Genomic DNA, 25,246 nt, shown 5'->3' on the forward strand with positions numbered 1-25,246 from the left:
CTCAGCTTTTCAATAATTTCAGGTTTTGTCGAAATTGCGTTTGAAACTATCGATATCCCGAGCCTTTGGCCAAGGTCTAAGGCTGAGACTGATTGTCCAGATTTTTCGATCTTGTATTGCTTGTGAATGAGGTATCTAGAATTCTGACTTCTCGCAGTCTCTTTGGAGGTCATCAGACCGCTGTTGATCGCTCCACTCGGTTTTTCTTGCACGTCAATGTCATCTTGGATGCCTCGCAGGTAGAGAGATCATGCCACTACCGCTATAGATATTGCACAGATCACGGCGATCGTTTTCAAGAATTTTCCCAAAGCCGTACCTGGCGCAAGCAAAACTCTGCTTTGAGCTTCTCGTTTGAATTTCGGTCATCAATCGGGGCGACAGGATTCGAACCTGCGACCTAGTGCTCCCAAAGCACCCGCGCTACCAAACTGCGCCACGCCCCGTTACCTCCGCATAGTAGTCGTTGGAGGTCACTCCCCCCATCCGCTTCAGCATTGCGCATTGATATCTTAGCTGAAACCACACTGATTGTTTGCTAACCACATCCTTCGGATTGCTCAATCGGATGGTTGAAACAGAGCGCAAATGGGTTTCATGACAATTGCTAGCTTCAACGAGTGGATGGAATATCGATTGATTCAAGCCATGTCATTGCTGTTCCGTGGCTTGATGAGGTATCGATCGAGCAGTTCAGGAAGGCGTTCAAACAGATCTGACTTGATGATGTAATCAGTCGCTCCATTATCGATAGCTTCTTGTCGTTTGGCCTCGTCATTGAACGAAGTAACAAGAAGGACCGGAATTTTCTCTGCGCGCTGATTGAGATGTCGAAGGCAGGTCAGTCCGTCCATGACCGGCATCATGAGATCAAGAAGAATCAGGTCAACCTTCTCAACATCTAAACAATCCAACAGTTCCTGGCCGGTGGTGCAAGCGAGAGGCTGAACGCCTTCATCGAATAACTCTTCGGCAATCAGACTGCGAAGACGTGGATCGTCATCTAGGAAAGCAACCTGTGGTTTTCTATCCATGTTCAACCCTGGCCAGTTACAACAATCATGACCGGGGCATGAGGATGTCGGTAAAATGGGTCGCCTGAGATTCGAACTCAGGACCAATCGGTTAAAAGCCGAGTGCTCTACCGCTGAGCTAGCGACCCCCCTTGAGCCGGAGCAAGCGATCCGGAACAGGCTGTGCCTTCAAGCACACAAGAAAAATATCACCCTGACGAACCATCGTCCATGAGCTCCTCGGAATCCATTTGTGCCTCAATTGGCATCACCATCATTGCCAGATCTGGTCAGCTGCTGATCTCACCCGCTTAAATCAGCGCTCCGAGTTCAGGACTGTGAACTGATGGCTGGTTCGTCCACTCCAGAGCCGTTGAAGATCGGTTCGCCAAGGATTGATCCTGAGGCTTGGGTCGCTAAAAGTGCCGTGGTGATGGGTGATGTTGAGATTGCAGCAGGTGCGAGTCTTTGGCCAACTGCCGTGGCAAGAGGCGACATGTCGTCCGTCGTGATTGGACCGCACAGCAACGTGCAAGACGGTGCCGTTCTGCATGGTGATCCGGGTTTACCCGTGTTGATCGGATCTCATGTCACGATTGGCCATCGGGCCGTGGTGCATGGGGCCACCCTTGAAGACGGTTGTCTGATTGGAATCGGAGCCATTGTTCTCAATGGCGTCACCGTTGGCGCAGGTGCTCTCGTTGCCGCAGGAGCGGTTGTGACCCGTGATGTTCCTCCACGCAGCCTGGTGGCAGGGGTTCCGGCTCTGGTGAAACGTGAGCAGAGCGATGCGGCAGTGCTCGAGCAGAGGCACCATGCGCTCAACTATGCGCAACTGGCTGCACGTTGGGCTGAAATGCTGCAAAACCAAACGGACTGACCTTTTTGAGCCTTCGCTGGACTCACATTCATTAGGATCACCCGACCATCCCTAAAAACCATGGACCTACGTGTCGTCGTCGTGGCAGCTCCGATCCTGATCGCCCTGGGTTGGGCTGGTTACAACATCAGCCGTGCTGCGATCGGTCAACTGCAGATGATGCTCAAGCGCGGAGAAGCTTGAGTTTTTCCAGCCGGTTCTGAACCGATCGATAGGGTTGAGAACGGTTCATTGAGATCTCTTGGGAGTTAGACCCGTCATTGTCATTGGTGCTGGCTTGGCCGGTACCGAAGCTGCTTGGCAGATTGCACAGGCAGGGGTGGCGGTTCATTTGGTCGAAATGCGACCTCTGAAACGATCTCCCGCACATCACAGCAGTGAATGTGCAGAGCTTGTCTGCAGCAACAGTTTCGGAGCCCTGAGCAGTGACCGAGCAGCAGGCCTTCTGCAGGAAGAACTGCGCAGACTCGGCTCACTGGTGATTCGAACCGCTGATGCCCATGCGGTACCGGCAGGCGGTGCACTGGCTGTCGATCGTGGTCGCTACAGCGCTGCCTTAACGAAGATTCTTGAGCAACATCCTCTGGTCACGTTCGAACGTCGTGAACAGATGTCCCTCCCCGATTCTGACCAGATCACTGTTCTGGCGACAGGACCGCTGACCAGCGAATCACTGGCGAATGATCTTCGTGAGTTCACGGGCCGTGATGACTGTCATTTCTTTGACGCTGCCAGTCCGATCGTCGACGGTGACAGCATTGATATGGACAAGGCTTTTCGAGCCAGCCGTTACGACAAGGGAGACGCGGATTACATCAATTGCCCGATGGATCAGCCTCAGTATCTCGACTTTCGCGCAGCGCTTCTCGAGGCTGAGCAAGCTGAACTCAAGAACTTTGAGAAAGACAGCGCCACATTTTTTGAAGGTTGCTTGCCGATCGAGGAACTTGCACGCCGTGGTGAAGACACCATGCGCTACGGACCTCTTAAGCCGATTGGCCTCTGGGATCCACGTTGGGGAGATGTCTACGATCGCGATGTGCGACGTGCCAAACGCGCCTACGCCGTGGCCCAGCTGCGTCAGGAGGACAGAGACGGTCGCCTCTGGAATCTGGTGGGCTTTCAGACAAATCTCAAGTGGGGAGAACAGAAAAGGGTTCTTCGCATAATTCCCGGGCTTGAACAGGCTGAATTCGTGCGCTTTGGCGTGATGCATCGCAACACCTTTCTCGAGGCCCCTGAGCTGCTTCAGCCCACGCTTCAATTCCGAGGGCGTCAACGCCTGCTCGCTGCCGGCCAGATCACAGGTACAGAGGGTTATGCCGCTGCAGTGGCTGGTGGCTGGCTTGCGGGGACCAATGCCTCCCGTCTGGCTCTAGGACGCCCCACGTTCGACTTGCCTCCCACCTGCATGATTGGCGCGCTGACGCACTTCATCAGTGAGGCACCATCGGGCAAATTTCAGCCGATGCCCCCCAACTTTGGTTTGTTGCCCGTTCTGCCTGAAAAAATCAAAGATAAGCGCCGTCGCTATTGCGCTTACAGGGACAGAGCCCTGAACGATTTGCTGTTAGCAACTGAGAAGCAGGAGTCTGTTGATGTCGCCTGTCCGGCCTGAAGATCGGCTGATTGAGCGCCGTTCCCTCAAGATCGGCGTCTACGCCAGCGCACTGATGGCGATAGCTGGGGTCGCTGTTCACGTGATTTCAGGCTCCTACGCCCTGCTTTTGGATGGCCTGTATTCAGCGGTCATGGTCGGTTCTGGTCTTGTGGCCGCAAGGATCAGTCGCAACGTGGTTCGACCGCCAGATCGTGCCTATCCCTTTGGCTACGACGGGCAGGAAGCGTTGTATGTGCTCTTCCGTTCTCTGCTGCTGATGGGGGTGCTCTCTTTCGCTGCGATCTCAGCTCTCAGCACCGTGATTGATTACGCCTATGGGGTTGAAGTCAGCTCTGTTCGGCTCGGACCCGTCGCTTGGTATTCCATTGCCATGGTGGCCACATGCTGGGGCCTTGCCTGGCGCCATCATCACGACTGGTGCCGGACAGGGCGGCACTCGCAGATCCTGCTCACCGAAGCCAAGGCTGCGCGACTGGATGGTTTGATCAGTGGTCTGACCGGCTTGGCTTTGCTCGGGTCACCGTTGCTCAACGGCACCATGCTGTCTGGCCTGATTCCTGTAACCGACTCCTTGCTGGTCTTGATGGTCAGTCTTCTGGTGTTGCGTGAACCGTTGCAAGGTTTCCTCATCGCTTTAGGGCAAGCAGCAGGTGCTTCGGCTGAGACTGATCTCATTCGCAGTACCCGGTTGGCCCTGGAAGATCTCCTGGCAGGACTGTCCTGCTGGCTTCTTGATCTCACGGTTTATCAGGTCGGTCGCACGGCCTTTGTGGTTGTTTATTTGAATCCAAGTCAACCGATGGATGGCGGCGCCATTGATCTGATCCGTGATCGCATTCAGGAGCGATGCCAGTCCTTGCTGGCCTGTCCTGTGCGAACGGAGGTGATCCTGACAGCAAAGCCACCCTTCGCTGCGTCCGGTGTTTCCTAGGGTTTAAAGCTGCAGCAATTTCTCAGGTGTGGCCGTGAGCTCAAACCCAGACTGGGATGTGATTGTGATCGGTTCCGGCATTGGCGGGCTGGTGACCGCATCTCAGCTGGCTGCCAAAGGCGCCAAAACCATTGTGCTTGAGCAGTATCGGATTCCTGGTGGTTCTGGTGGCAGCTTTCAACGCAAGGGTTACACCTTTGACGTGGGTGCCTCGATGATCTTTGGCTTCGGCGAGCATGGGCACACCAATCTGCTCACAAGGGCCCTTGCCGATGTGGGGCAGTGCTGTGAAACGGTGCCTGACCCGGTGCAGCTTGAGTATCACCTGCCCGATGGTCTAACCATGGCAGTGGATCGAGATTACGAGGGCTTCATCGCTCGTATGAGCGCCAGATTTCCCCATGAGGCAGGGGGAATCAGGGCCTTCTATGACACCTGCTGGCAGGTCTTTCGCTGTCTCGATGCCATGCCGCTTCTCTCTCTTGAAGATCCGGCCTATCTGGCCAAAGTTTTCTTTAGAGCCCCACTTGCCTGCCTGGGACTAGCACGCTGGCTTCCCTTCAATGTGGGCGATGTGGCGCGCAAACACATCCAGGATCAGGACTTGCTGCGTCTGATCGATATGGAATGTTTCTGCTGGTCGGTGATGCCAGCTGATCGGACACCGATGATCAATGCAGGCATGGTTTTCTCCGACCGCCACGCCGGTGGCATCAATTATCCGAAGGGTGGTGTCGGGACAATCGCCGAGAAGCTGGTGGCAGGGCTTGAAGCCCACGGCGGAACGATTCGCTACAGGGCTCGTGTTGAAAAGGTGCTCATCGAGCAAGGTCGTGCCGTTGGTGTGGCGCTTTCCGATGGAGTAGAGCTGAGGGGCAAGCGCATTGTGAGTAATGCCACCCGCTGGGACACCTTCGCTGGTGAAGGTTCACCTGAGAGCACTCTGGTTACGAAAGACCACACCCCTTCCGCCGAATCCACTTGGCGTCGTCGCTATCAACCATCAAGTTCGTTTCTGTCGGTTCACCTCGGAGTGAAGGCTGATGTTGTCCCTGAGGGCTTCCACTGTCATCACCTGCTATTGGAGGACTGGAATGAGCTTGAAGCCGAGCAGGGAGTGATCTTTGTGTCGATTCCAACGTTGCTGGATCCATCCCTGGCCCCTGAGGGGAGACACATCGTTCATACCTTCACCATGAGTGATATCCAGCACTGGGACGATCTCAAGCCCAAGGACTACAGAGCTAAAAAGCAGCACGACGCCTCTCGGCTGATTGAGCGACTGGAGTTCATCCTTCCGGGTTTGTCGCAGGCCATCGAACTGCAAGAGGTGGGTACACCCCGCACCCATCGCCGATTTCTTGGCCGGATGGGTGGTTCCTATGGGCCGATCCCGGCAGGTCGACTGCCTGGTCTTCTGCCCATGCCGTTCAACCGAACAGGATTGAACGGTCTGTATTGCGTGGGCGACTCCTGTTTTCCTGGCCAGGGATTGAATGCGGTTGCCTTCAGCGGCTATGCCTGCAGCCATCGCATTGGGGCGGATCTGGGTTTGAATCCATGGGCTCTCCCCGCTTGAATCTGATCACGTCAGAGCGCATGAGCTGTTTAAGGTCGTTTTGATCAGTTCATCTCCATGTCACCGGCTCCTCAACCCAGTTCTGCAGAGCTCGCGCGTTACCTCGAACTACGTGGTGAACTAGGGAAGCCTTGGATGCTTCAGATGCTGCGGCTTTCAAAATTGAAAGAGGCGCGCGACCAGATGACTCCTGAGACCTATCTGAAATCGATTCAGGAGGCCCATGCCGACCTAATGCGTCTGGGTGAATTCTGGAAGGGTCGAGAGGAGGAAGTCTTCAACGGCGATTACCGCCCCAACGATGTGATCGAGCCTCTGCCGGGTTCACCAGAGGATCGCTGAGCGATGCCTGTCGCGCTTCAGGAGCGGTTTCGACTTTCACCACTGATCAGGGGAACTCTCATCTGTGTCTACCTGGCACTGGTGCTGCCATTGCCGTTAATGGCACCTCCAGGTTTAAAGCTGACGCTCTGGCTGGCTGCCCCGATTGGATTGACACTAGTGCTTGCCATGCTCAGCGAGCGGGTCAACGTAGATGACCAAGGAATCAGCGTGGGTTATCCCCCTTGGTGCCGCTGGTTGATTCGTCGTGGTTGGCAGCTGCAATGGGGAGAGATCCAGCGACTGGTTCCTGTTGGTACAAGCCAGGGAGGAAGTGTCTATTACTTCACCACCTTCAACCAGGAGAAACGGTTGCTTCCACAACGTCTTGAGCAGTTCGATCGGTTCCTTTCAATTGTTGAGGGGAGAACCGGTCTCAAGACAGGCTCGATCCAACGGCTAACTCCACCCTGGACCTACCAACTGCTGTTTGGCCTGGCGGTTGGCATGCTGACTATCGAAATAGCGGTGGCTGTTGCCGTGAGAACGGGATGGATTGCTAGTCCGGCAGGTTATCCAGGCTGAACCGATATCCCTGCTGACGAACGGTGGTGATGCCGCCACCTTCGCCTAGACCTGCCTGTTCAAGCTTGCGGCGGAGCGTCAAGACCTGGGTATCCACTGAGCGTGGCCCACCACTGAACGGAGGCCAGGCCATTCTCAGAAGCTCTTGACGGCTGCGCACCATCCCAGGTGGCATCAGTAATGCGCACAGCAGGGCGAATTCGCGGGGACTGAGTTCAACCGGTTGCTCTCTCAGGGTCACCTGACGTAGCAGTAGATGGACCTCAAGGGGACCAACGGCAACGCGTTCCTGCAGGCCGCTGCGACCCCGCTTGAGCAGAGTGCGACAGCGGGCGGCCATCTCTTCAAGGCCAAAGGGTTTGCGCAGCACGTCATCCGCGCCGTCATCAAGCAATCCCACTACGGGTTCAGCGCCGCTGCGGGCTGTCAACACAATCACTGGACAGCGCAATTGCTGGCCAAGTCTCAGGGCAGAACTTTGTTCCAGCAGCTCAGCACTGACCAACAGATCAGGAGACTGCTCCTGACAGAGCTCAATGGCTTCCTGCGACGACGACACCGCAGCAGTGAGATGGCCGTCCTGGCGCAGACGCTGAACAAGGACGGTCCGCAGTGTCGGATGAGGTTCTACAACGAGAATCCGAGCGGGTTCTCGGGACGGAATCGCGGGAACAGTGAGTTGCTGCACAGGAGCCTGACCGGTTCCATGGGCGAGGAGATCGCGGGAGGAGGAGGTCACAAGGCATCCGAAAGCCGTCTTACGCTAATGCCTTTCCTAGGCACGCTGGTAACAGAGGCTGCCGTCCTCACCAAAGATGACATCTCTTCAGCACCCGGAGGCCATTCGCCACTTCCAGGCGCTCTGTGATGCCTGCCAGGAACTGACAAGTCGCTATCACGGCCCGTCTGAGTTGCGTCTCTATGCCGATGGCTATCTGCATGCTCTGCGCAGAACCGGTGATCTCGATCCAAGAGAACTGTCCAAGCTTGAGACACTAATTGAACGCTGGATCCTGGATCCTTCCAGTTTTATTGGTCCTGACGGGGATGTGAGCGCTCTCTACAGGCATCCGAATCAGTATTGAACCTCCGGGTCATGGGCATCAATCGTCATTCCCTTGAGGCTGTAAGAACGGTCTCGGTCGACGGAGGCTTCATTGAGCTGCGTTATTACCAACCTCACGCTGTGGAAGCTGCTGATCGGGTTCCTTTATTGATCACGCACGGAGGTCCAGGTGGTTCCAGCGTTGGTCTCTATGACGCTCTGAATCCCCTGGCTGATCAACGACCAACGATCTTCTACGACCAGCTTGGCTCGTTTGCATCACCTGCCGATCTGCTGCCGGAGCAGATGACACTGAAGCGCTTTGCGACGGAACCCCGTTGCATTCTCGATCAGTTGGGCATCGCCCGTGCCCATGTCTTTGGACATTCATGGGGTGGCGCAGTCATGACGCAGTTCTGCCTGAATCACCCAGATCGAGTGGCAGCCCTGTTGCTCTCGTCTCCTCTGCTGTCAACACAGCGGTGGATTGCCGATTGCAATCAGCTGATCAACAACATTCAAAGAGAGTTGGGCGAGTCGGTCGATTTGGAGACCGAATTCGAACGCCGACACTTCTGTCGTTCCGATCAAGCATCAGATCAAGAAGCAGTGCGTTGTGAGCGTCAGAGGGGCAACAACAAGCTTTATCGACAGATGTGGGGACCGAGTGAGTTCCAGCATCAAGGACGACTCAGTGACCTTGAGTTGTTTCCAAGCTTTCAGAATATCTCGAAGCCAACGCTGCTGATCTGCGGGGAATACGACACGGCCACGCCACAGACCCTGGAGGATGCAAGATCAATGCTTGGTGATCGCGCCCGATTGGAAGTGCTGAAGGATGCAGGTCACAAGACCTATATCGATCGCAATCAGACGTTCATTGCAGTGGTGAATCATTTCTTGGATCAGTTGGATGAGTCAGCTGGCTAAAGCTATCTCCAGCTTTTCCTTCAAAGTGTTGTCGTTGTACATCTCGATGAGGATGTCGGATCCACCCATGAATTCGCCTTTGACATACACCTGAGGAATGGTGGGCCAATCGGAGTATTCCTTGATTCCCTGGCGGACCTCAGGGTCAGAGAGCACGTCAAACGTCTCAAAACTCACGCCAAGTGCATTGAGGATCTGCACAACATTGTTGGAGAAGCCGCACTGAGGCATCAGCTTGGTGCCCTTCATGAACACAAAGATTGGGCTCGACTGGATCAGGCTCTCGATGCGGGATTGGGTCTGGCTGTCCATGGAAATCAGGCGATCAGAGAAAGAGGCGAATCAGTTGGGTGTGGAGGTGTTCAGAGCTAGGGCGTGAATGGCCTCTGAAGCCAGCTCCTCCCTCAAGGCTCGATAAACAAGCTGATGTTGACGGATGCGATTGAGACCGTCGAAGGCGGTCGACACCACGCTCACCTGAAGATGATCACCACCACCGGTGAGGTCCTCGACGCTCACCTGAGCATCTGGGATCGCGCGACGAATGGCAGAGGTGACCGCGTCAGGCTGAACCATTGGATCAGAGCTTGAACTCAAATGATGCTGGCAGATGAATGTCGCGTGTGAATCCGATCACTCACCAGCGGAAGCACCGCGGTAGGGGGTGTCAACGAAACCGAGTTCCAAAAGGCTCTGGTAGGCCTTCTGACCTTCTGGTTTGGCAGGGGTCATCAGTCTCACGACTTCAACCAGCACCGGCACAGCAACTGCCGGCTGCCCCTGACGGCGGAAGAGCGCTGCAAGACGGAGGTTGGACTGGGCAAGGAGAGCCAGAGCCGCACGTCCTTTGGTATCCATTTCCCTGGGGATACGGGCATCGAGCCCTCGGAATGAACCAGAGAGATCGCGGTAGAACGCCAAAAGCTGCTTGGAAGCAATTCGAGCGTTGTCGTAGTCCTTCTTCGCCTGAACCAGATTGCCGGATGCCACTGCTGCATCACCGCGCTGAATCAAGGCCTCGACGGATGAAACATTGAAACCCGAGCCACTGGAAGCAAGCACTTTGGTGGGTGAGCCAGAAGAATCCGCTCCCGACTGTGCCAATGCAGGGGTCATGCACAAGCCGGCAGTCAAGGCAATCGCTGAGCAAAGAAGGCGGGTGCCCATGGAACCAATCTTGAGTGCGCGGACTTTAAAGGCAATTCAGCGGTCGTCCGATGGCCTCTCGGGCCGCTTGTTCAGCCGTATGCATCCGATTGGCGAGTAAGTGATTGAAGCGAAGGGCCTCCTCCTTGCCCTTGCCATCAACCACTAAAGGTTGTTCGAAGCAAATTGCTGAACGACTGCGTGGGCCTGGAACAGCAGGGTTGTAGGCAAGACCAACAGGCACTACCTGCACATTGATCCCCCGGCGTTGAGCCAGTTGCGCAAGCCTGACGGGGCCTTGCTCCAACTCGATTGGTGCATCAGTCCTTTTGATCCGTCCCTCAGGAAAAACCACCAGTTGTTGACCACTCTCCAAAAGGTCAAGAGCAAATCTCAGGGTTGTCAGTGAAGGCTTGTCTTGGTCGACCGCAAAACAACCCAGACGGTGCAGGAACCATCCCTGCAATCCGGACATTTCTGTTCTTGTGACCATGAAACGACAGTCACGGCCAGTGATCCGTCGTCCTGCAGCCATGGGGATCATCAGGGCATCCCAGCGGGCTCGGTGCGTTGGAGCCAGAAGAACCGGACCGTCTTTCGGAAGATTCTCCGCGCCCAGAACGGTTCTCCCACGCAGGTAATGAAGCGCCATGTCCTGGGTCACAACCATGGCAAGAGGGGCCCAGAAGGGATCGATCCCCGTATCGAGGGCAGATGAACGCATCGTCAGGCTGCTGGACACCGCCTCGAACTAAAAATCCACTCAGCAGAAATTACCGGGGAAGACCGCACCCCAAGGACTCTGCTGGGCAGTTGCTCCTTCGGCCGAATCGGATCAGGCGCTGAATAGGATTCATGCCATTTCAACGACACAACGTGGCCAGCCTTGGGGTGAATATCGACCACATTGCCAATGTGCGGCAGGCCAGGAGAACGGTGGAGCCTGATCCTGTGCCAATGGCTCTATTAGCCGAACTTGGAGGAGCTGACGGAATCACCGTGCATCTGCGCGAAGACCGTCGTCATATTCAGGACCGTGATGTGGATCTTCTCAGGCAAACCGTGCGCAGCCGTTTGAACCTGGAAATGGCTGCCACCGACGAGATGGTTGAAATCGCTTTGCGTGTCAGACCAGACATGGTCACATTGGTTCCTGAACGTCGTGAAGAGGTCACCACCGAGGGAGGGCTAGACGTCGCATCTCAGATTGAGCAGCTGAAAATCATGGTGCAGCGACTGCATGAGCAAGCCATTCCCGTCAGCCTTTTCGTGGATCCGGACCCGTCGCAGTTGAAGGCCAGTCGCGATGCAGGAGCACGCTGGGTTGAATTACACACCGGCACCTACTCGGAGGCTGCTTGGACAGAACAACCCCATGAATTGGCCCGTTTGACGGAAGCCACTGCGTTGTCCCGCTCCCTCGGCCTACGCGTCAACGCCGGCCATGGACTCACCTATCAGAACGTTGAACCAGTCGCAGCCATAGAGGGAATGGAGGAGCTCAACATTGGCCACACGATTGTGGCCAGGGCGCTTGCAGTCGGTTTGAAAACCGCTGTTAGCGAAATGCGCTTCTTGGTTCAGAATCCACGCCGTGAGCCCTTGTTCGCCAGCCAAAGTTGATGACCACGTACTACTTCGTTGCAGCAAGCGATCGATTCCTCACCGAGGAGGAGCCATTGGATGAAGTGCTCAAGGAAAGACGACGTCACTATCAAGAACATGGCAAGGAGGTCGATTTCTGGCTTGTTCGCCAACCTGCTTTCCTCAACGCAGCGGAGATGAGGACGATTCGTGAACGGCTCCCTCAGCCTGCTGCGGCTGTGGTCTCGACAGATTCCAATTTCATTACGTTCATGAAATTAAGGCTGGAGTTTGTCCTTGACGGACGTTTTGAAGCCCCCAGTTCTGAAATTCCTGATGCCATCGCAACCGCGGGATGAAACCTCTGCCATCTTTTTCGTATCGCTGAGCAATGGCTCTACTGGTATTGATCATTATTCCTAGGCATTTCAGTTCAGGAACTGAGTAGTTGCTCTTCAAGCAACATGTTGAAGTTCAAAAGTTGCTCGTCGGTGAGCTGCTGACGTGAACTGGCCTGAAGGTGTTGATTAAGAAAGTCTTTCGCCTGTTGCTGATTCCATTGCAGCCGTTTGAGAATTTCGTCCCCCTGAGTCACTAAATCGGATCGACGTAAAGGAATCTCGGCGTGCTGTGGATCACTTCCTGCCGTCAGATCACGAAGACGTTTCAGGTAGGCCACGAGATCACTGAAGCGCGTTAGTCGATGGCGGCTTGCATGTCCGAAGGCTCGTTCGAGATAGATCTTTTCGCTGTCGCGGTCCCATCCGATCCTCTGAAGTTCGAGGTCGATGGCAGTGAGCTCCTCACTCCAGTCCTCTGGGTCGATCGGTGATTCGCTGGGAGGTTGTGGATCAGGACCCCTTCCCACGATTTCGTCAGCAGCAGCGGTAACAGGCGTTGGCTGCTTCTGCTGGGGTTTCATAACCTGCTTGGTTTCCACCGATTCCTTGATTTCAGGCTTAGCGACGCGCCTGATCGGCTGCAGCTGTTTTGATCCGCCAGGCTGAACCGAGCCTTCAACGCTAGTAAGAAAAGTCGTTGTAGTTAGTTCTTCGACTTTGGCGGGTTCAGAGGTGCCCAGCCTTGCTCGAAGTCGCTCAAGAGCCTGATCCTCAGCTTCTATGGCGCTGCGTCCTTCACCGAGAGCACTCCCCAGAGGTGTTGTGCCCTCGTAGGCCTCAACAAGCACAACGCATCGGTCGGAACTCACATGGCAGAGCTGGGCGTGGGTTCGCATTCCACTGATCAATGTCTTCCATTTCTAGGCTGTAGAAATGGATACAGCTGCACTGTCGTCACTCACTGCCTGGTTGGACGGCGTTGATCAGCTGGGTGAACTGCTGCCGCTGTTGCCAGTACTTGTCGCTCTTGAGTTGCTTCTCTCGGCCGACAATGCGATTGCGCTGGCGGCAATCGCCCGTGAACAAAGGGATCCCCGACTTGAACGACGGGCGTTGAATCTCGGCATTGTGATGGCGTTCGGGTTGCGCGTCGGGCTGATCCTGATGGCGCAGTATGTTCTGGCTTTTCCGCCGATTCAGTTGATTGCAGGCGGTTACTTGCTCTGGATCTGCTTCAGTCACTGGAATTCTTCGACCGAAGAAGCCAGTGAAGTATCGGTTGAAACAGCTTCCAAGCCAATCCGATTCAGTCGAACGGTGCTGACCCTGGCGATCACCGACCTCGCCTTTTCGATCGACAGTGTCGCTGCTGCAGTTGCCATCAGTGATCAGTTGCTACTTGTGTTGACGGGTGCCTTGATCGGAGTGGTCGCTTTGCGTTTCACCTCAGGACTGTTCATTCGCTGGCTGCAGATTTATCCACGTCTAGAAACAGCCGGTTTCCTTGCGGTTGGTTTTGTGGGTCTCAAGCTGCTGGCGCTGATGGCCCTACCAACCCTTCATCCATCTGAACTGGTGACTCTTGCGGCAGTCGTTGGCTTGATGGTCTGGGGATTTTCTCTCCGTGAATCCCCTGCAGCAGAGGAGTCCTGAGCAAATGCTCGTGGAAATCCGACAGACCGGCAGTGAGCAATTGCTCGATCGTGTTGAACTCGATGAGCTTCCTTCCCCGGGCCTCTGGTTCCTGCACGACGACGACAGTTTCCTTGTGATGCAGCGCCGTCACCGTTACCGACTCCATTCCGGAAGCTATCAGTTGAGTTCAGTCGTTCTGATGGTGAAACCTCAGAAGAGACCCGACGATGCACGCTGGTTTCAGCATGGCTGGGTCATTGGTGATCCTGCCTGTCGTTTCAATGCTCGAAGTCCACTGATGCGCTGCGCTGTGATCCCTGAGGGTCCATGCGAACGTTGCAGTCACTGGTCGGCGTGACATCAATGAAACGTGAGCGCTGTTGGGTCTGGTTTCGTGGTGGTCTGAATCAGAAGTCCCACTGGGAAGGAGGGTTTTATGCCACCACGGATGAACAGGAAGGGGTCCTGATTCAACATGGCAGCTATCGAGATACAAGGGTTCCCGCTTGGCGGGTGAGCCAGCAGGAGCCAACCGATCTACACACGGCACCGGAAATTCCAGAGGATGCTGTCTGGAAGATCAACTGAGTTCGTTTTGTTGAAGGCCAGGCAAGCCTCTAGCCAGTGTTTTTGGGTCGCCTCCTAGGGTGAAAGATTCGGCTCCAACACAATCAGCGAGACCTCTGTCACGGTCAATTCCCAGGTCGGCTTCGAAGACCTGGGACTCGGTGAACCCCTTCTCAAAGCGCTGAGGGACAAGGGGTATATCCACCCGTCGCCGATTCAGGAACAGGCGATTCCAGCGGTGATTCGTGGTCGTGATGTAATGGCGGCAGCTCAGACCGGCACTGGGAAAACAGCCGGATTCACGCTGCCCATGCTCGAACGACTTCGGCATGGCAGACGCTCCGGTCGTGGGCAGGTGAGATCGTTGGTTTTAACGCCCACTCGTGAACTGGCCGCTCAGGTTCATGAGAATGTGCGTGCTTATGGGCATCACCTTCCTTTGCGAAGTGATGTGGTGTTCGGTGGAGTCAAGATCAATCCGCAGATTGAACGACTTCAGGGAGGAGTGGATCTACTGGTGGCGACACCAGGCCGACTGCTTGATCTCCAACAGCAGGGGGTGGTGCGTTTTGATCAGTTGGAATGCCTGGTGCTGGATGAAGCGGATCGAATGCTTGATATGGGCTTCATACATGACATCCGCAGATTGATTCGGCTGATGCCCGAGCAACGGCAGACCCTGCTTTTTTCTGCCACATTCAGTCCTCCGATCCGAAAGCTGGCCACCGGGTTACTGCATCAACCACTGCAGATTCAGGTCACGCCCGAAAACCAGACTGCACGTTCTGTGGAGCAGGTCGTTCACCCCTGTGACATGAAACGCAAGCCGGAACTTCTCAGTCATCTGATCAGAAGCGGGAACTGGCGTCAGGTGCTCGTGTTTTCGCGGACCAAGCACGGCGCCAATCGCGTGGCGGAAAAGCTCAGCAAGGAAGGACTCGAAGCGGCTGCGATTCATGGCAACAAAAGTCAGGGTGCTCGTACCCGAGCTCTTCAGGGCTTCAAGCAGGGCAGTGTCCGGGTGCTTGTGGCCACCGACATTGCTGCAAGGGGAATTGATATCCAACAGTTGCCGCACGTTGTCAACCTGGATCTTCCCAACGTGGCAGAGGATTATGTCCATCGCATTGGTCGCACCGGTCGAGCTGGTGAAACCGGTCATGCCATTTCGCTTGTTGCCGCTGAGGAATCACTGTTGCTGAAGGCCATTGAGCGTCTCACTGGCGAAGCATTGCGCAAAGAACAGGTGAAAGGTTTCGAACCGACGATTCTTACGGCCCCACCTCTGGACCTCGGCGGTGGCAAACGGCGCAGCAGTCAACGCGGTCATCAACGCGGTCGTCGCAGTCCAACAGCCGTATCCCGCCAGCGCAGACGTTGAGCGGGGCCAAGGAGTGTTTGCTCAGTCAGCCAAGCATGACGCCTGTCTTGGCCTGCAATTGCTGAACGAGAGCCCGGCCATGGCTCCTACCTTTTCCTTCCAGCTGTGCTTCGCGGATCAGTAATGGGCACCCTGAACTGCTGACCACCAAACCAGCCTCACAGCTCTCCAGAACCATTCCGGCCTGGTGCCCACCGGTTGGCCAGCGGCCCAGGAGGTCTTGCGCGAGAGGGCTCAGATCCTGACGCAGTCTCTCGATCAAGGGTTCAGTGACCAGCAACTTGAGCCGTTTTCCGTTCCAGAGGGTCACAGCACCTGGAAAGAGGCCCATCACCTTGCGATGGATGGCAAGTGCCGAAGCAGACCAATCGATCTGGTAGTCACTTTTCACGAGCATGCGTGCGTAGGTGACCTCAGAAGTCTGGTGGCGTACACCCAACCTGCGAAGTCGCTCCTCTTCCGGTCCTGCTCCTGCGGTTTCAATCTGTGGCAAGGCCTCAACCATGAGATCTGCCGTGAGTTTGCTGAGTCGCTCACCGAGTTGATGCGCGTTTTCAAGTAAACCGATTTCGAGTTCCCTTTGGATCAGCACGGGACCGGTGTCCAGTCCCTCTTCCATGCCCATCACACCAACGCCGGTCTGAGCATCACCTTCAAGGATGGACCATTGAATTGGGCCTGCTCCCCGCCATCTCGGCAGCAATGAGCCATGACCGTTCCAGCAGCCCAATGGTGGCTGTCTCAACACTTCAGGAGGCAGAATTTGGCCGAACGCAACCACAACAGAAAGGTCGGCACCAAGATCGGCGAGCTGCTGTTGACAGGCATGATCTCGGCGGATTTTTTCGGGGGTATAAACCCTTAAGCCGAGTTCCAAAGCCCGTGCTTTCACGGCTGAGGGCATTAATTGTTTGCCCCGACCTCGACGTCGATCGGGCTGCGTCACAACACCGACGATCCGATGTCCTGCAGACAGCAGGGCATCGAGCGTGGGCACTGCATAAACGGGCGTACCCCAGAACAGAACTTTCAAGACCAATGAATCAGCAAAGACTGTTCAGGCTTCACCAGTGATCGCCAGACCATCAACCCACACGTAAGGACTAACCCCTTCATGGGTGATCACGGATTCCGGTTCGAGATGAACAATGGAACGTAGGAGTTCGCGAATGTCGCCGGCCACTGTTGCGGCCTCAACGGAAATGCGTTCCCCACCTTGAACCAGCCAACCGTCGAAGGGCAGTGAGAACGCTCCTTGACTGGCTTTCACACCGGCATGAAGAGCACTGAGGCTTTCAATCAAAACGAAAGTGTCAACACTGGTGGCGTGATCAAGATGATCGGCTCCTGTGTTCATGGAGGGCGTGCGACTGACTTCAAACCAGTCGGGACCGACGGACACCTTGGCACCCATCCCAGCATGTCCTGTTGGATTTACCCCGAAATGGCGAGCGGTGGCTTCGGAATGCAGGAAGTTCTCCAGGCGACCCTCACGGATCAGGGGTAGGGCTCGGGTTGGGGTTCCTTCCCCATCAAAAGGCATGGCTCCAACATGGGCTGGATGCAGACCGTTGTCGGTGAGATTGAAGAAAGGAACGGCTAATTGATCGCCGATCGATTCAGGTTTGCTGAGACTGACACCGTCTAGGACGGCACGGGCATTGAGCATGCTGCTGAATGAACCGATCAGATCAAGAAAGGCCTCCGGTGTGAAACACACCAGGTAGCGACCAGTGTCGATGGGCTGATAGTTGAGATGGCTGATGGTGCGCTCTGCAGCCTCATCGATGCATCCCGACAGATCCAGATCGCGGCTGCCAAGAGCGAGCCGCACCGCACCGCCACTGCGGGGTTTGCGACCACTTTCCTCCGCACGTGCCATCAGAAAAATGCTTGCCTGAGTGCGTTGTGCCTGGCGCAGTGCACCTTCACTGTTGAGGTAGATCCGTTCACTACTTCCCTCATTCATGGCGTTGTAGGGAAGTGTGCCGATGGCCGGATGACGACCCAGCAGTTGCTGCTCAGCGTCCAGCAGTTGCTCGAGGAGACGCTGAATGCCTTGAGCCTCTTGGACAGGACGATGAAGATCCGGTTGAGGTGCAGTGGCGAGAGGGGAAAAACCAGGCACGTCGTCGGGGTTACCGAATTCACTCGCTTGCTGCGCGCCCATCAGCGCTTTTTCCAGACCTGAATCAGACAGATCAGAGGTGCTGGTGATGCCAACCAACCCTTGTTGGTTCCAGACTCGAACCGTGATCGAACTGCGTTGTGCAGCTTTCAGCTGTTTGGCCTCACCACGGTCAACCTGAACTGAAGCACTGCTGCTTCGACTGGCGCCCAGATCCCATTTTGAAATTCCTTCGCGACGGGCAAGCGACTGGAGCTGATCCTGAAGCGACCTCACATTGAGTGGAGCGTTGGTCATGATCAACGACCTCCCACGGTGATTGAATCCACTTTCACGTGAGGTTGACCCACGGTTACAAACACGCTGCCGCTGACGGACCCGCAGTAGCCGGCAGCAAGCTCAAGATCATCAGCACACATAGAGATCCGGGGCATGACTTCCTTGGCATCACCGATCAAAGTGGCGCCTTTGACCGGTTGACCGAGCTGACCATTTTTGATCAGGTACCCCTCTTCAACAGAGAAGTTGAACTGTCCGGTTGCACCGACGCTGCCTGCTCCCATGGATTTGCAATACAGCCCATGGTCAATCGAGCTAATCAGATCATCGATGCTGTGAGGACCCGCATCGATGTAGGTGTTGCGCATGCGGCTTGCAGCAGCGAAGCCATGACTCTGTCGACGACCGCTGCCGGTGCGGGCGTGTCCTGTTCGCATTTCACCAGCTCGGTCACTCAGAAAACATTGAAGGATTCCGTTTTCAATCAGAACGGTTCTTTGAGGCTCCATGCCCTCGTCATCCATGGATATGGATCCGAATGCACCACCACTCACTCCCTCATCGATTGCAGTGACGGCGGAATGGGCAATGCTTTCACCAATGCTGTCGGCAAATGGTGTGGAACCACGCTCAACCTGGGTGGTTTCCAAAAGGTGACCACAGGCTTCATGGAAGATCACACCACCGAATCGATTGGCCAATACCACGGGCATCTGGCCACCGTCGACGTAATCGGCCCGGAGCATTTTGGCGGCGCTGTCACAGACCTCTTGAGCCGAAGCATCAACGTTCCAGTGGCATAGATCATCAGGACGATCGCTGCTTCCGTAACGGCGGGCAATGCTGGAGCGATGTTCGCCATCGGCTGCGAGCACACTCAGTCCACTGGACTGATGCAACCTGATGTCACGGGCAAATGTTCCATCGCTGGCTGCAACAAGTACTTCTTGCCAGTCGCGAGCGAAGCTGCCCCGACGGACGTCAAGATGCTGACCGCGCTTCTGCAGGCAATGTGTTCCCTCAAGAAGACGCTGCGTGATGGTGACGAGATCTGGTGTGCTGTCCAGCCACGTGTTTTTGGAAGAGCCGTAGTCACGAAGAGGTCCAAGACCATCAAATGAGTTAGGGGAGGCAAGTGTGGAGGAGTTGAGCTGAAGCATGGCCAGAGCCTGGTGGAGAGCTTCTTCCAGCCCTTGATCACTCAGGTCGTTGGTACTAACGAAACCATCCCTCCCAGACCGGAACACCCGGATACCTGCTCCCATCCCGAATGAGGGGCCGACGCTTGTGATCTTGTCCTGTTCGGCAAGGACCCCGAGATGATCCGTGCGTTCCAGAAACACTTCAACGAGATCGGCTCCGGCACTGACCCCCGCATTCAGCAATGCGTCGAGGCGTTGACGCCAGGGGTGATGGCCTGGGTTCAGATCATTGAACCCAGCCGAAGACTTTTGAAGAGTTGTCTGCATCAGCGCACACTGGGCTGATAGTTTTCGCTGCGAACAGGTGACATCAAGAAGAGAGATGCCATCTGTGCTCCGTTGGCAATCCAGTGCGGAAGTTTGCGAACAAATTTGAGTGGAGCTGGTGATGAACTCTTATCCACAGAATCCAGAGACTCGTTGTTCGTGATGATTTTTTCCAATCGTTCGTAGAAACGAGGATTTTGTACGTCAAGAACAACCGGGAAGACCCGAGCGGATGTCTCGTTGGTCTTGTCGATCACCATTCGGTCGTACTCGCGAGCATCGAGGCCAAGAGCTTCGTAAAACTCCTTGCGAGCCACATCCCTGACATACATCGTGGCGAAAACTGCAAGCAGGAAGAATCGACACCAGAGCCGGGCACGCAGACCGCGAACGGTGTCAGGCTGAGACTTCATCAGGGCGTCAAAGAAATCTCCATGGCGATTTTCGTCTTGACACCAGTTTTCAAAGAAGTTAAAAATTGGGAAAATTTTACTTTCAGGATTCTTTTCAAGATGCCTGAAAATTGCAATATAGCGCCAGTATCCAATTTTTTCAGAGAGGTAAGTGGCGTAAAAAATAAATTTTGGCTTGAAGAAAGTGTATTTCTTGTTTGCAGTTAGAAACCCTAGATCGAGCTGAAGACCAAAATCACTCATCGATTTATTGAGGAAGCCAGCATGTCTGGCTTCATCTCTGGCCATGTGAGCGAAGCATTCTGCAAGCAGCGGATTCTTGGCTTTGATGCGACGGCTCAGCTCTTTATAGAGAAGAAAACCTGAAAATTCAGAGGTACAACTCTGTTCAAGGAACTCAATGAAGACGCGACGCGTCTCGGGGTCGAGTTTGTCTGCTGCACCGTCGAATTCCTCATTACGCACAAAGTGGTGACGGTTGTAATCCTTGCGGAACTCCTCACAGATCGCCTCGAGCTCAGCCTCATTGGGGCGGAGATCCATCTCCGCCATGGCTTCAAAATCAGTTGTGTAGAAGCGGGGCGTCAGGATCGTGTCCTTGACCGGATCTTTGACGGCGACGCCGGAACCCCCGGATTTTGCGTCATTCACAGCGGTGGGAGGCACCATCAGATCCAACGTGTGTTTTCAGCATCGTAAATGCAGTCCAGGCACAGCCGGGGCTGGGTGTAACCCATTGGTTCAGTTGCCTCCGAACCACTTCTGACCATTCAGGCGTTGGAGCAGTCGAGATTCAAGCAAGGCCAGGTTGATGCGTTTCTCATCGATCAGGAACGATTCGAGCAGGCTTGGATCTGAACCGGATTCAGCAAGAGCGATCGTTTTGCCCGACGTGATCGCATCGGCTTCAAAGCAAAGCCAGAACCGACGTTCTGAAGGCAATTCGCCTTGAACCATCCAACAACGACCACCCACCACCGGGCGTTCTCCCTCAACCAGCGTGAGGCTGATCGGCGTTTGTTCGCGCGCGGTCAAAGATTTGGTCAGTGATGGAAGCAGATCCTCCTGGATGAAATTGGTAAATGGCTTGTCCTCCGGTTTGGGTTTTGGTGCGGGTTTGGCGGGTTTATCCGTGGTATTAGTCTTCCCTGCCTTGGCCGCAGCTGGAGCAGAACTGGCTGATGAGTCGGCTTTCACAGGGGCAGACTTCTTCTGCGCTGGATCAGGCTTCTCTCCTTGATTCGGTTTGGCAAGGGTTGGAGTCTTGTCTGGCTTGTCGGTTGCTGGATCCGAACTGGCCGATGAGTCAGCTTTGACGGGGGCACCTTTCTCCTGCGCTGGATCAGGCTTCTCTGCTTGATCTGGTTTGGCAGAGGTTGGAGACTTGTCTGGCTTGTCGGTTGCTGGATCCGAACTGGCCGATGAGTCAGCTTTGATGGGGGAAGCCGTCTCCTGAGCTGGATCAGGCTGCTTCCCTTGATCCGGTTTGACAGGGTTGGGAGTCTTGTCTGGCTTGTCCGCTGCTGGATCCGAACTAGCCGATGAGTCAGCTTTGATGGGGGCAGCCTTCTCCTGCGATGGATCAGGCTTCTCTGCTTGATCCGTTTTGGCAGGGGTTGGTGTCTTGTCTGGCTTGTTGGTTGCTTCTGTTGCTGGTTCGGCTTTCTCCGCTGCTTCTGCTTTGGCCTTTGCTTGTGTCTTGTCCGGTTTGTCTGGGGAGACAGTCACGTCCGCTTCCGCCGAAGCTTCTGTACCTGCAGGCACTGCAGGTGCCTCAGGTGTTTCGGGCTTGGCAGGAGTGTCGGGGGTTTCGCTCACCGGACATAAATCGCTCGCGGGACTGTAGACAGCCCAGGACACTTCTCACCAGTTTCACCAATCTGTCGGAATTGGTTGATTCCAGTCATCAAGGTCTGTTGTTGAGGTTTGAACAGGCTCTGGAACAGTTTTCTCCCGCACCTCCGGCCGAGGCTTGCTGTCCTTGGATGAGCGACCGGTCCGAATCACCCTGAAGGGCACTGACACGGTGGGTGCAGGATCTCGCACGTCTCTCTCCGGCCAAGGCATGGTTGCTGCCGTTGTGGCTGCACGCTGCGTGTCTGGCTCTGAGACTTCTTCTTGCCATGTGTAAGGCCGCCGGACCTCCCGTTGCAGGGTCTGCTGTTTCGATGATCCTGCAGCCAGCACACCTCCAGATCCGAGCACGGCGCCTGATGCGGCGGCGACAGCCATCCACACGCCGATAGGAAGTTTGGGTAGCTCCCAAGTGAGGATGCGAAGACTGCCTGACTTCCCAAGGTTGAGGCCACCGACGAGCAACGTGAGAAGCAGGGGTGAAAGACAGGGGATCAGCAATAGGCGCTGGAAGTTTGTCATGGCTGAGGCCCCTGCCAACGTTTCTGATCGGTGAGGGATTCCCCTAACGAGTCAAAGAGCCTCATCACCAGAAAATCGAGCATGTCGTCGATGCTTTCAGGCTGGGTGTACCAGGCCGGGATCGGAGGAGCAATTCTTGCTCCTGCTTCAGCGAGGGTCGTGAGGTTGCGCAGGTGTAACAGGTTCCAAGGCATTTCCCTTGGAGCGATCACGAGAGGACGCCCTTCCTTGAGATGGACGTCAGCACAGCGCTCAAGCAGGTCACCGGCAAGTCCTGCCGCGAGACGACCCACTGTTCCCATGGAACAGGGCACAACAACCATGCCTTTGGTGCGCACACTGCCGCTGGCAACGACAGCTGATTGATCATTCCAGCGATGACAGATCAGTTGACCATCGTTCACCCCAAGTCGATCCCGCCAGAAGCGTTCCTGAAGCTTGGGATCCACAGGCACCGAGATTGATCGTTCAGCACGCCAGACTTCGTGCGCGCCACGACTGAGAATCACGTGAACGCTGAGATCTCGACGCAGCATCCACTGCAATGTGCGTTCAGCCAGTTGTTGTGCCGAAGCTCCGCTGATACCAATTACATAGGGAATCATTCCTCGCTCACGGCCACCGGAAGGGGGTCCTCAGCAACTGGTGTAGTGGCAGGAACCACTTCAAGATCGATTTGGTTTCTCAACACATCAACCTTGAGCACTTTCACTTCGACGCTGTCACCTAACTGATAAACGCGCCTGCTTCTTCGGCCAACTAAACGGTTTTGCCTGGATCGATATTCATACCAGTCATCATTCAGTGAGCTGACATGCACAAGACCTTCAACCATTGAAGGGGCAATTTCAACAAAAAATCCGTAGCTCTGAACGCCACTGATGACACCGGCCTGCTGCTGCTCAAGCATGGGCTCTGCACTACGAGCCTTGGTCATTGCCAAGACATCCTTTTTAAGTTCTTCAACTTGGCGTCGCCGCGCATTCAACTTCTGCACTGTGCGTTCACGGATCGTGTCAAGGATTTTCTGCTCCTGAGACGCCGTGAATAAAGGCCAGCTGACTGAGGCAGCGACTCCTTTTTCTCCAAGTTTGACTTTGTTCTTTTGGCGCACTGTTGGACGATCCTTGCCGTCATTGAGCAGTGCACAAAGCACCTGCTGGTTGATGACATCTGCCTGATGGAGCGTTGGGCAGCACCAGGGTGCAAGGGTTTGAAGTGGCTGCTTGCCCGAACCATCAGCGTCGCTGTTGTCGGAATGATTCGGTGAGTGATCCACAGTGGACTCACTCAATGTTTGTTCAGATCCGTCTGTACCGGGCTCCTGACTGCTGCTTGAAGCCCGATAGAAACTCTCTGGCAACGCCTGCCTCAGTTGCAGATTGAGGACATGACTCGACTCGCTGCTCGCCAAGGCTTGGCAAAGTTCAAATGGTGTGGGAGCACCATCCTCGTCTAGTTCAAGAGGCACATCCAGTGCGATGGCAGCCTTGGCAACATCATTGAGAGCGGCATCGTCCGCCGGTGGAGCGTCAAGAAGAATCGCTGGCAAACCAAGTTTCCGACTGTGTTCTTCCCAAACACGATGGGCGTGCCGAATCAGGACAGAGAGAACCGAATTCGGGCAACTGGCATTCAGTGGTGTTGACCAATTCTGACCGTCACCATCAGGCGACACATGATTGAGATCACCCAGGTCGTCCGCTTGCGCTCGCTTGAGATCCAGTTCGATGCGACCTTCTCGCCGTTCAGCTTCATGCAGCTTGGTTGCACAGAAAATCAGTGTTTCCAGCTGACCGATTTGGTCTTTGATCGACTTCAAAGCGGTAGGAACTGCTCTCGACTTTGGTTTACGTGATTGCAATGCATGGAGAGCTTCAGCCTTCACTTCAGCGACAGGCCGAATTCGACTGAGGCAAAAGTCCCAATCGCGCCACTCACCATCGGAATCGATATCCAGACGCAACGAAACAGCGTCCTGCACGTCCCCGACGGAAAAGTCAGCGGCCTTCGCAAGGGCGGGGCTCAGCAATGGAATCCAGTGTCCACCGAGACAAAGGCTTTCCGACTGATTGAGAAGCCACTGGTCGTAACTGTTCCCTGGGCTCAGGCGCTCGGCCACGGCGGGGCTATGAATCCATAGACGGATGCCACCCTCGTGAGGAATGACATGAACAGCTGGCAGCGTTGGAGCGCCATCTGAAGTCCAGCCGCTGATCATCAACGTGGGCTGCTCGGTGAGGTCCTCGCGTTTTTTGGCTGATGGCGCTTTGAAACTGGCGCGAGGAGCAGCCGGCCGCTGATGAAGATTGGCCTTGGTGAGCATCAGCTCACGATCAGCTCCAGCACCACCATCGAGGGGAAGCGATCGAGCTACATGTCCGCGTGCCGGAAACTGTGCGATTGGATAGCGATCCAGCACGACTTCTGCAACGGCCATCCCAATCGGTTTTTCCGCATGGGGCGCATCGTCGGAAGAGAGTTCAATCGACGCCAGTAAACGGTCGTCGAGTGGAACAGCGATCACGTGGTCATCCTGTTGTTCCACCGAAGCAAGCAAACTTGTGGTGGCCCGCTCAAGAATGCACTGGATTCCTCCTTCAGGGGAACGGCGTCTTCCTCCTTCACGCGTGAGCCTGACAAGGACCCGATCGCCGTTCCATGCGTGATTGAGTTGATGATCACGGATATAGATGTCATCCCCGCCGTCATCACGAATCGCAAAACAGAATCCTTTGCTGCTGCAGCGAAGACGTGCTTCGACCAGATCGACTGATGTTCCCCTGCTGATGGCTCGATCGCTATCGAGATCAAGAATTCCAAGCCTTGTCAGAGCTTGGACAGCAAGCTCGAGAGAATGTTTCTCTGCACGATTGGTCAGTCGCAGGATCTTTTCAAGCTTGGCAATCTCAAGATTGCCCTCTTCAGGAACCTGGTCGAGGAGGTCAGCGACCGTGAATTTCATCGGAACGGTTTACGGGAACCGGCCTTCAGGACCGGGAGGGATCATCTCGGGTGCGCG

At 55.2% G+C, this 25,246-nt stretch carries 31 protein-coding genes and 2 tRNA genes; 15 read left to right on the forward strand and 18 right to left on the reverse strand.

Annotated features, from left to right (window positions below; all coding sequences use genetic code 11):
* Positions 1-372: 372 nt before the first annotated feature.
* From SIB42_RS09900 to SIB42_RS09910, 3 genes are all read right to left on the reverse strand, one after another.
* Positions 373-446 (reverse strand) — tRNA-Pro (locus SIB42_RS09900).
* Between the two features lie 195 nt (positions 447-641).
* Complete coding sequence (locus SIB42_RS09905) at positions 642-1,034, reverse strand: response regulator transcription factor (protein ID WP_067097259.1); 393 nt, start codon at positions 1,032-1,034, stop codon at positions 642-644.
* Between the two features lie 56 nt (positions 1,035-1,090).
* Positions 1,091-1,162: transfer RNA gene (locus SIB42_RS09910), tRNA-Lys, on the reverse strand.
* Positions 1,163-1,359: 197 nt separating this feature from the next.
* Between SIB42_RS09910 and SIB42_RS09915 the strand changes: the two genes are divergently transcribed.
* From SIB42_RS09915 to SIB42_RS09945, 7 genes are read left to right on the forward strand one after another with little or no spacing between them, the layout of a single operon-like run.
* Positions 1,360-1,893 carry a gamma carbonic anhydrase family protein gene (locus SIB42_RS09915; protein ID WP_067097256.1) on the forward strand — a complete coding sequence of 178 codons (534 nt, stop codon included), beginning with the start codon at positions 1,360-1,362 and terminating at the stop codon, positions 1,891-1,893.
* A gap of 60 nt (positions 1,894-1,953) precedes the next feature.
* Entirely contained in the window at positions 1,954-2,076 is a 123-nt protein-coding gene (locus SIB42_RS09920; RefSeq protein WP_067097253.1) for a photosystem II protein Y, read from the forward strand.
* Between the two features lie 58 nt (positions 2,077-2,134).
* Positions 2,135-3,511, forward strand: coding sequence for an FADH(2)-oxidizing methylenetetrahydrofolate--tRNA-(uracil(54)-C(5))-methyltransferase TrmFO (trmFO, locus tag SIB42_RS09925; protein ID WP_067097251.1), 1,377 nt, complete (start codon positions 2,135-2,137; stop codon positions 3,509-3,511).
* Positions 3,492-4,445 carry a cation transporter gene (locus SIB42_RS09930; RefSeq protein WP_067097248.1) on the forward strand — a complete coding sequence of 318 codons (954 nt, stop codon included), beginning with the start codon at positions 3,492-3,494 and terminating at the stop codon, positions 4,443-4,445. The genes trmFO and SIB42_RS09930 overlap by 20 nt, the downstream gene beginning before the upstream one ends.
* Before the next feature lie 28 nt (positions 4,446-4,473).
* A complete protein-coding gene (crtH, locus tag SIB42_RS09935) occupies positions 4,474-6,024 on the forward strand; it encodes a carotenoid isomerase (protein WP_231856466.1) in 1,551 nt (516 codons plus the stop codon).
* A 57-nt stretch (positions 6,025-6,081) separates the two neighbouring features.
* Positions 6,082-6,366, forward strand: coding sequence for a hypothetical protein (locus tag SIB42_RS09940; RefSeq protein ID WP_067097245.1), 285 nt, complete (start codon positions 6,082-6,084; stop codon positions 6,364-6,366).
* A 3-nt stretch (positions 6,367-6,369) separates the two neighbouring features.
* A complete protein-coding gene (locus SIB42_RS09945) occupies positions 6,370-6,930 on the forward strand; it encodes a hypothetical protein (protein ID WP_067097242.1) in 561 nt (186 codons plus the stop codon).
* On the opposite strand, the gene SIB42_RS09950 is transcribed toward SIB42_RS09945, so the two are convergent.
* Positions 6,905-7,669: a response regulator transcription factor gene (locus tag SIB42_RS09950; RefSeq protein ID WP_369818466.1), complete on the reverse strand. Its 765-nt coding sequence runs from the start codon at positions 7,667-7,669 to the stop codon at positions 6,905-6,907. The two genes, SIB42_RS09945 and SIB42_RS09950, sit on opposite strands and share 26 nt — an antisense overlap.
* Positions 7,670-7,745: 76 nt before the next feature.
* Between SIB42_RS09950 and SIB42_RS09955 the strand changes: the two genes are divergently transcribed.
* Together SIB42_RS09955 and SIB42_RS09960 are read left to right on the forward strand one after the other, a co-directional pair.
* Complete coding sequence (locus SIB42_RS09955; RefSeq protein WP_067097239.1) at positions 7,746-8,015, forward strand: DUF6761 family protein; 270 nt, start codon at positions 7,746-7,748, stop codon at positions 8,013-8,015.
* 11 nt (positions 8,016-8,026) lie between these two features.
* On the forward strand, positions 8,027-8,905 hold the full coding sequence (locus SIB42_RS09960; RefSeq protein ID WP_067097236.1) for an alpha/beta fold hydrolase: 879 nt from the start codon (positions 8,027-8,029) through the stop codon (positions 8,903-8,905).
* On the opposite strand, the gene grxD is transcribed toward SIB42_RS09960, so the two are convergent.
* Genes grxD through SIB42_RS09980 form a run of 4 tightly spaced genes read right to left on the reverse strand, consistent with a single transcriptional unit; the run spans position 8,894 to position 10,775 of the window.
* Positions 8,894-9,217 (reverse strand): Grx4 family monothiol glutaredoxin, encoded by a 324-nt coding sequence (gene grxD / locus SIB42_RS09965; RefSeq protein WP_067097233.1) that lies wholly within the window; start codon positions 9,215-9,217, stop codon positions 8,894-8,896. The two genes, SIB42_RS09960 and grxD, sit on opposite strands and share 12 nt — an antisense overlap.
* A 30-nt stretch (positions 9,218-9,247) precedes the next feature.
* Entirely contained in the window at positions 9,248-9,481 is a 234-nt protein-coding gene (locus tag SIB42_RS09970; protein WP_067097230.1) for a BolA family protein, read from the reverse strand.
* Positions 9,482-9,538: 57 nt separating this feature from the next.
* Positions 9,539-10,072 (reverse strand): hypothetical protein, encoded by a 534-nt coding sequence (locus SIB42_RS09975; RefSeq protein WP_067097227.1) that lies wholly within the window; start codon positions 10,070-10,072, stop codon positions 9,539-9,541.
* Positions 10,073-10,097: 25 nt separating this feature from the next.
* On the reverse strand, positions 10,098-10,775 hold the full coding sequence (locus tag SIB42_RS09980) for a lysophospholipid acyltransferase family protein (protein ID WP_231856465.1): 678 nt from the start codon (positions 10,773-10,775) through the stop codon (positions 10,098-10,100).
* A 152-nt stretch (positions 10,776-10,927) separates the two neighbouring features.
* Here SIB42_RS09980 and SIB42_RS09985 point away from each other — a divergent pair, with 152 nt between their 5' ends.
* On the forward strand, positions 10,928-11,674 hold the full coding sequence (locus SIB42_RS09985; RefSeq protein WP_067097541.1) for a pyridoxine 5'-phosphate synthase: 747 nt from the start codon (positions 10,928-10,930) through the stop codon (positions 11,672-11,674).
* Complete coding sequence (locus tag SIB42_RS09990; protein WP_067097224.1) at positions 11,674-11,994, forward strand: MgPME-cyclase complex family protein; 321 nt, start codon at positions 11,674-11,676, stop codon at positions 11,992-11,994. The genes SIB42_RS09985 and SIB42_RS09990 overlap by 1 nt, the downstream gene beginning before the upstream one ends.
* A 74-nt stretch (positions 11,995-12,068) precedes the next feature.
* Here SIB42_RS09990 and SIB42_RS09995 read toward each other — a convergent pair whose 3' ends face one another.
* Complete coding sequence (locus tag SIB42_RS09995; RefSeq protein WP_067097221.1) at positions 12,069-12,872, reverse strand: hypothetical protein; 804 nt, start codon at positions 12,870-12,872, stop codon at positions 12,069-12,071.
* 37 nt (positions 12,873-12,909) lie between these two features.
* Here SIB42_RS09995 and SIB42_RS10000 point away from each other — a divergent pair, with 37 nt between their 5' ends.
* The 3 genes from SIB42_RS10000 to SIB42_RS10010 are packed head-to-tail and all read left to right on the forward strand — an operon-like array spanning position 12,910 to position 14,199.
* The gene (locus SIB42_RS10000) at positions 12,910-13,629 is read left to right on the forward strand and encodes a TerC family protein (protein WP_067097218.1); all 720 of its coding nucleotides are present in this window, start codon (positions 12,910-12,912) and stop codon (positions 13,627-13,629) included.
* Positions 13,630-13,633: 4 nt separating this feature from the next.
* Positions 13,634-13,969 carry a DUF6464 family protein gene (locus tag SIB42_RS10005; RefSeq protein ID WP_067097216.1) on the forward strand — a complete coding sequence of 112 codons (336 nt, stop codon included), beginning with the start codon at positions 13,634-13,636 and terminating at the stop codon, positions 13,967-13,969.
* 5 nt (positions 13,970-13,974) lie between these two features.
* A complete protein-coding gene (locus SIB42_RS10010; protein ID WP_067097538.1) occupies positions 13,975-14,199 on the forward strand; it encodes a hypothetical protein in 225 nt (74 codons plus the stop codon).
* Here SIB42_RS10010 and SIB42_RS10015 read toward each other — a convergent pair.
* Positions 14,192-14,509, reverse strand: coding sequence for a hypothetical protein (locus SIB42_RS10015; RefSeq protein ID WP_231856476.1), 318 nt, complete (start codon positions 14,507-14,509; stop codon positions 14,192-14,194). The genes SIB42_RS10010 and SIB42_RS10015 overlap by 8 nt on opposite strands.
* On the opposite strand from SIB42_RS10015, the gene SIB42_RS10020 reads away from it, so the two are divergent.
* Entirely contained in the window at positions 14,417-15,559 is a 1,143-nt protein-coding gene (locus SIB42_RS10020) for a DEAD/DEAH box helicase (RefSeq protein ID WP_231856464.1), read from the forward strand. The genes SIB42_RS10015 and SIB42_RS10020 overlap by 93 nt on opposite strands.
* A 25-nt stretch (positions 15,560-15,584) precedes the next feature.
* Here SIB42_RS10020 and fmt read toward each other — a convergent pair whose 3' ends face one another.
* The 8 genes from fmt to SIB42_RS10060 form a co-directional block, all read right to left on the reverse strand.
* Positions 15,585-16,592 (reverse strand): methionyl-tRNA formyltransferase, encoded by a 1,008-nt coding sequence (gene fmt, locus SIB42_RS10025; RefSeq protein WP_067097207.1) that lies wholly within the window; start codon positions 16,590-16,592, stop codon positions 15,585-15,587.
* A 24-nt stretch (positions 16,593-16,616) separates the two neighbouring features.
* On the reverse strand, positions 16,617-17,984 hold the full coding sequence (locus SIB42_RS10030) for a TldD/PmbA family protein (RefSeq protein WP_067097204.1): 1,368 nt from the start codon (positions 17,982-17,984) through the stop codon (positions 16,617-16,619).
* A 2-nt stretch (positions 17,985-17,986) separates the two neighbouring features.
* Positions 17,987-19,435 (reverse strand): TldD/PmbA family protein, encoded by a 1,449-nt coding sequence (locus tag SIB42_RS10035; protein WP_067097201.1) that lies wholly within the window; start codon positions 19,433-19,435, stop codon positions 17,987-17,989.
* The gene (acsF, locus tag SIB42_RS10040; protein WP_067097535.1) at positions 19,435-20,517 is read right to left on the reverse strand and encodes a magnesium-protoporphyrin IX monomethyl ester (oxidative) cyclase; all 1,083 of its coding nucleotides are present in this window, start codon (positions 20,515-20,517) and stop codon (positions 19,435-19,437) included. The genes SIB42_RS10035 and acsF overlap by 1 nt, the downstream gene beginning before the upstream one ends.
* Before the next feature lie 72 nt (positions 20,518-20,589).
* Entirely contained in the window at positions 20,590-21,045 is a 456-nt protein-coding gene (locus SIB42_RS10045; RefSeq protein ID WP_074160772.1) for a DUF2996 domain-containing protein, read from the reverse strand.
* Positions 21,046-21,720: 675 nt separating this feature from the next.
* Entirely contained in the window at positions 21,721-22,224 is a 504-nt protein-coding gene (locus tag SIB42_RS10050) for a hypothetical protein (RefSeq protein WP_067094555.1), read from the reverse strand.
* Entirely contained in the window at positions 22,221-22,829 is a 609-nt protein-coding gene (locus tag SIB42_RS10055) for a flavin prenyltransferase UbiX (RefSeq protein ID WP_067094558.1), read from the reverse strand. Before SIB42_RS10055 ends, SIB42_RS10050 begins: the two co-directional genes overlap by 4 nt.
* Positions 22,826-25,189 carry an RNB domain-containing ribonuclease gene (locus SIB42_RS10060; protein ID WP_067094561.1) on the reverse strand — a complete coding sequence of 788 codons (2,364 nt, stop codon included), beginning with the start codon at positions 25,187-25,189 and terminating at the stop codon, positions 22,826-22,828. The genes SIB42_RS10055 and SIB42_RS10060 overlap by 4 nt, the downstream gene beginning before the upstream one ends.
* Positions 25,190-25,246: the final 57 nt, after the last annotated feature.

It is taken from the genome of Synechococcus sp. MIT S9508 (genome assembly GCF_047303045.1).
GTDB lineage: Bacteria > Cyanobacteriota > Cyanobacteriia > PCC-6307 > Cyanobiaceae > Synechococcus_C.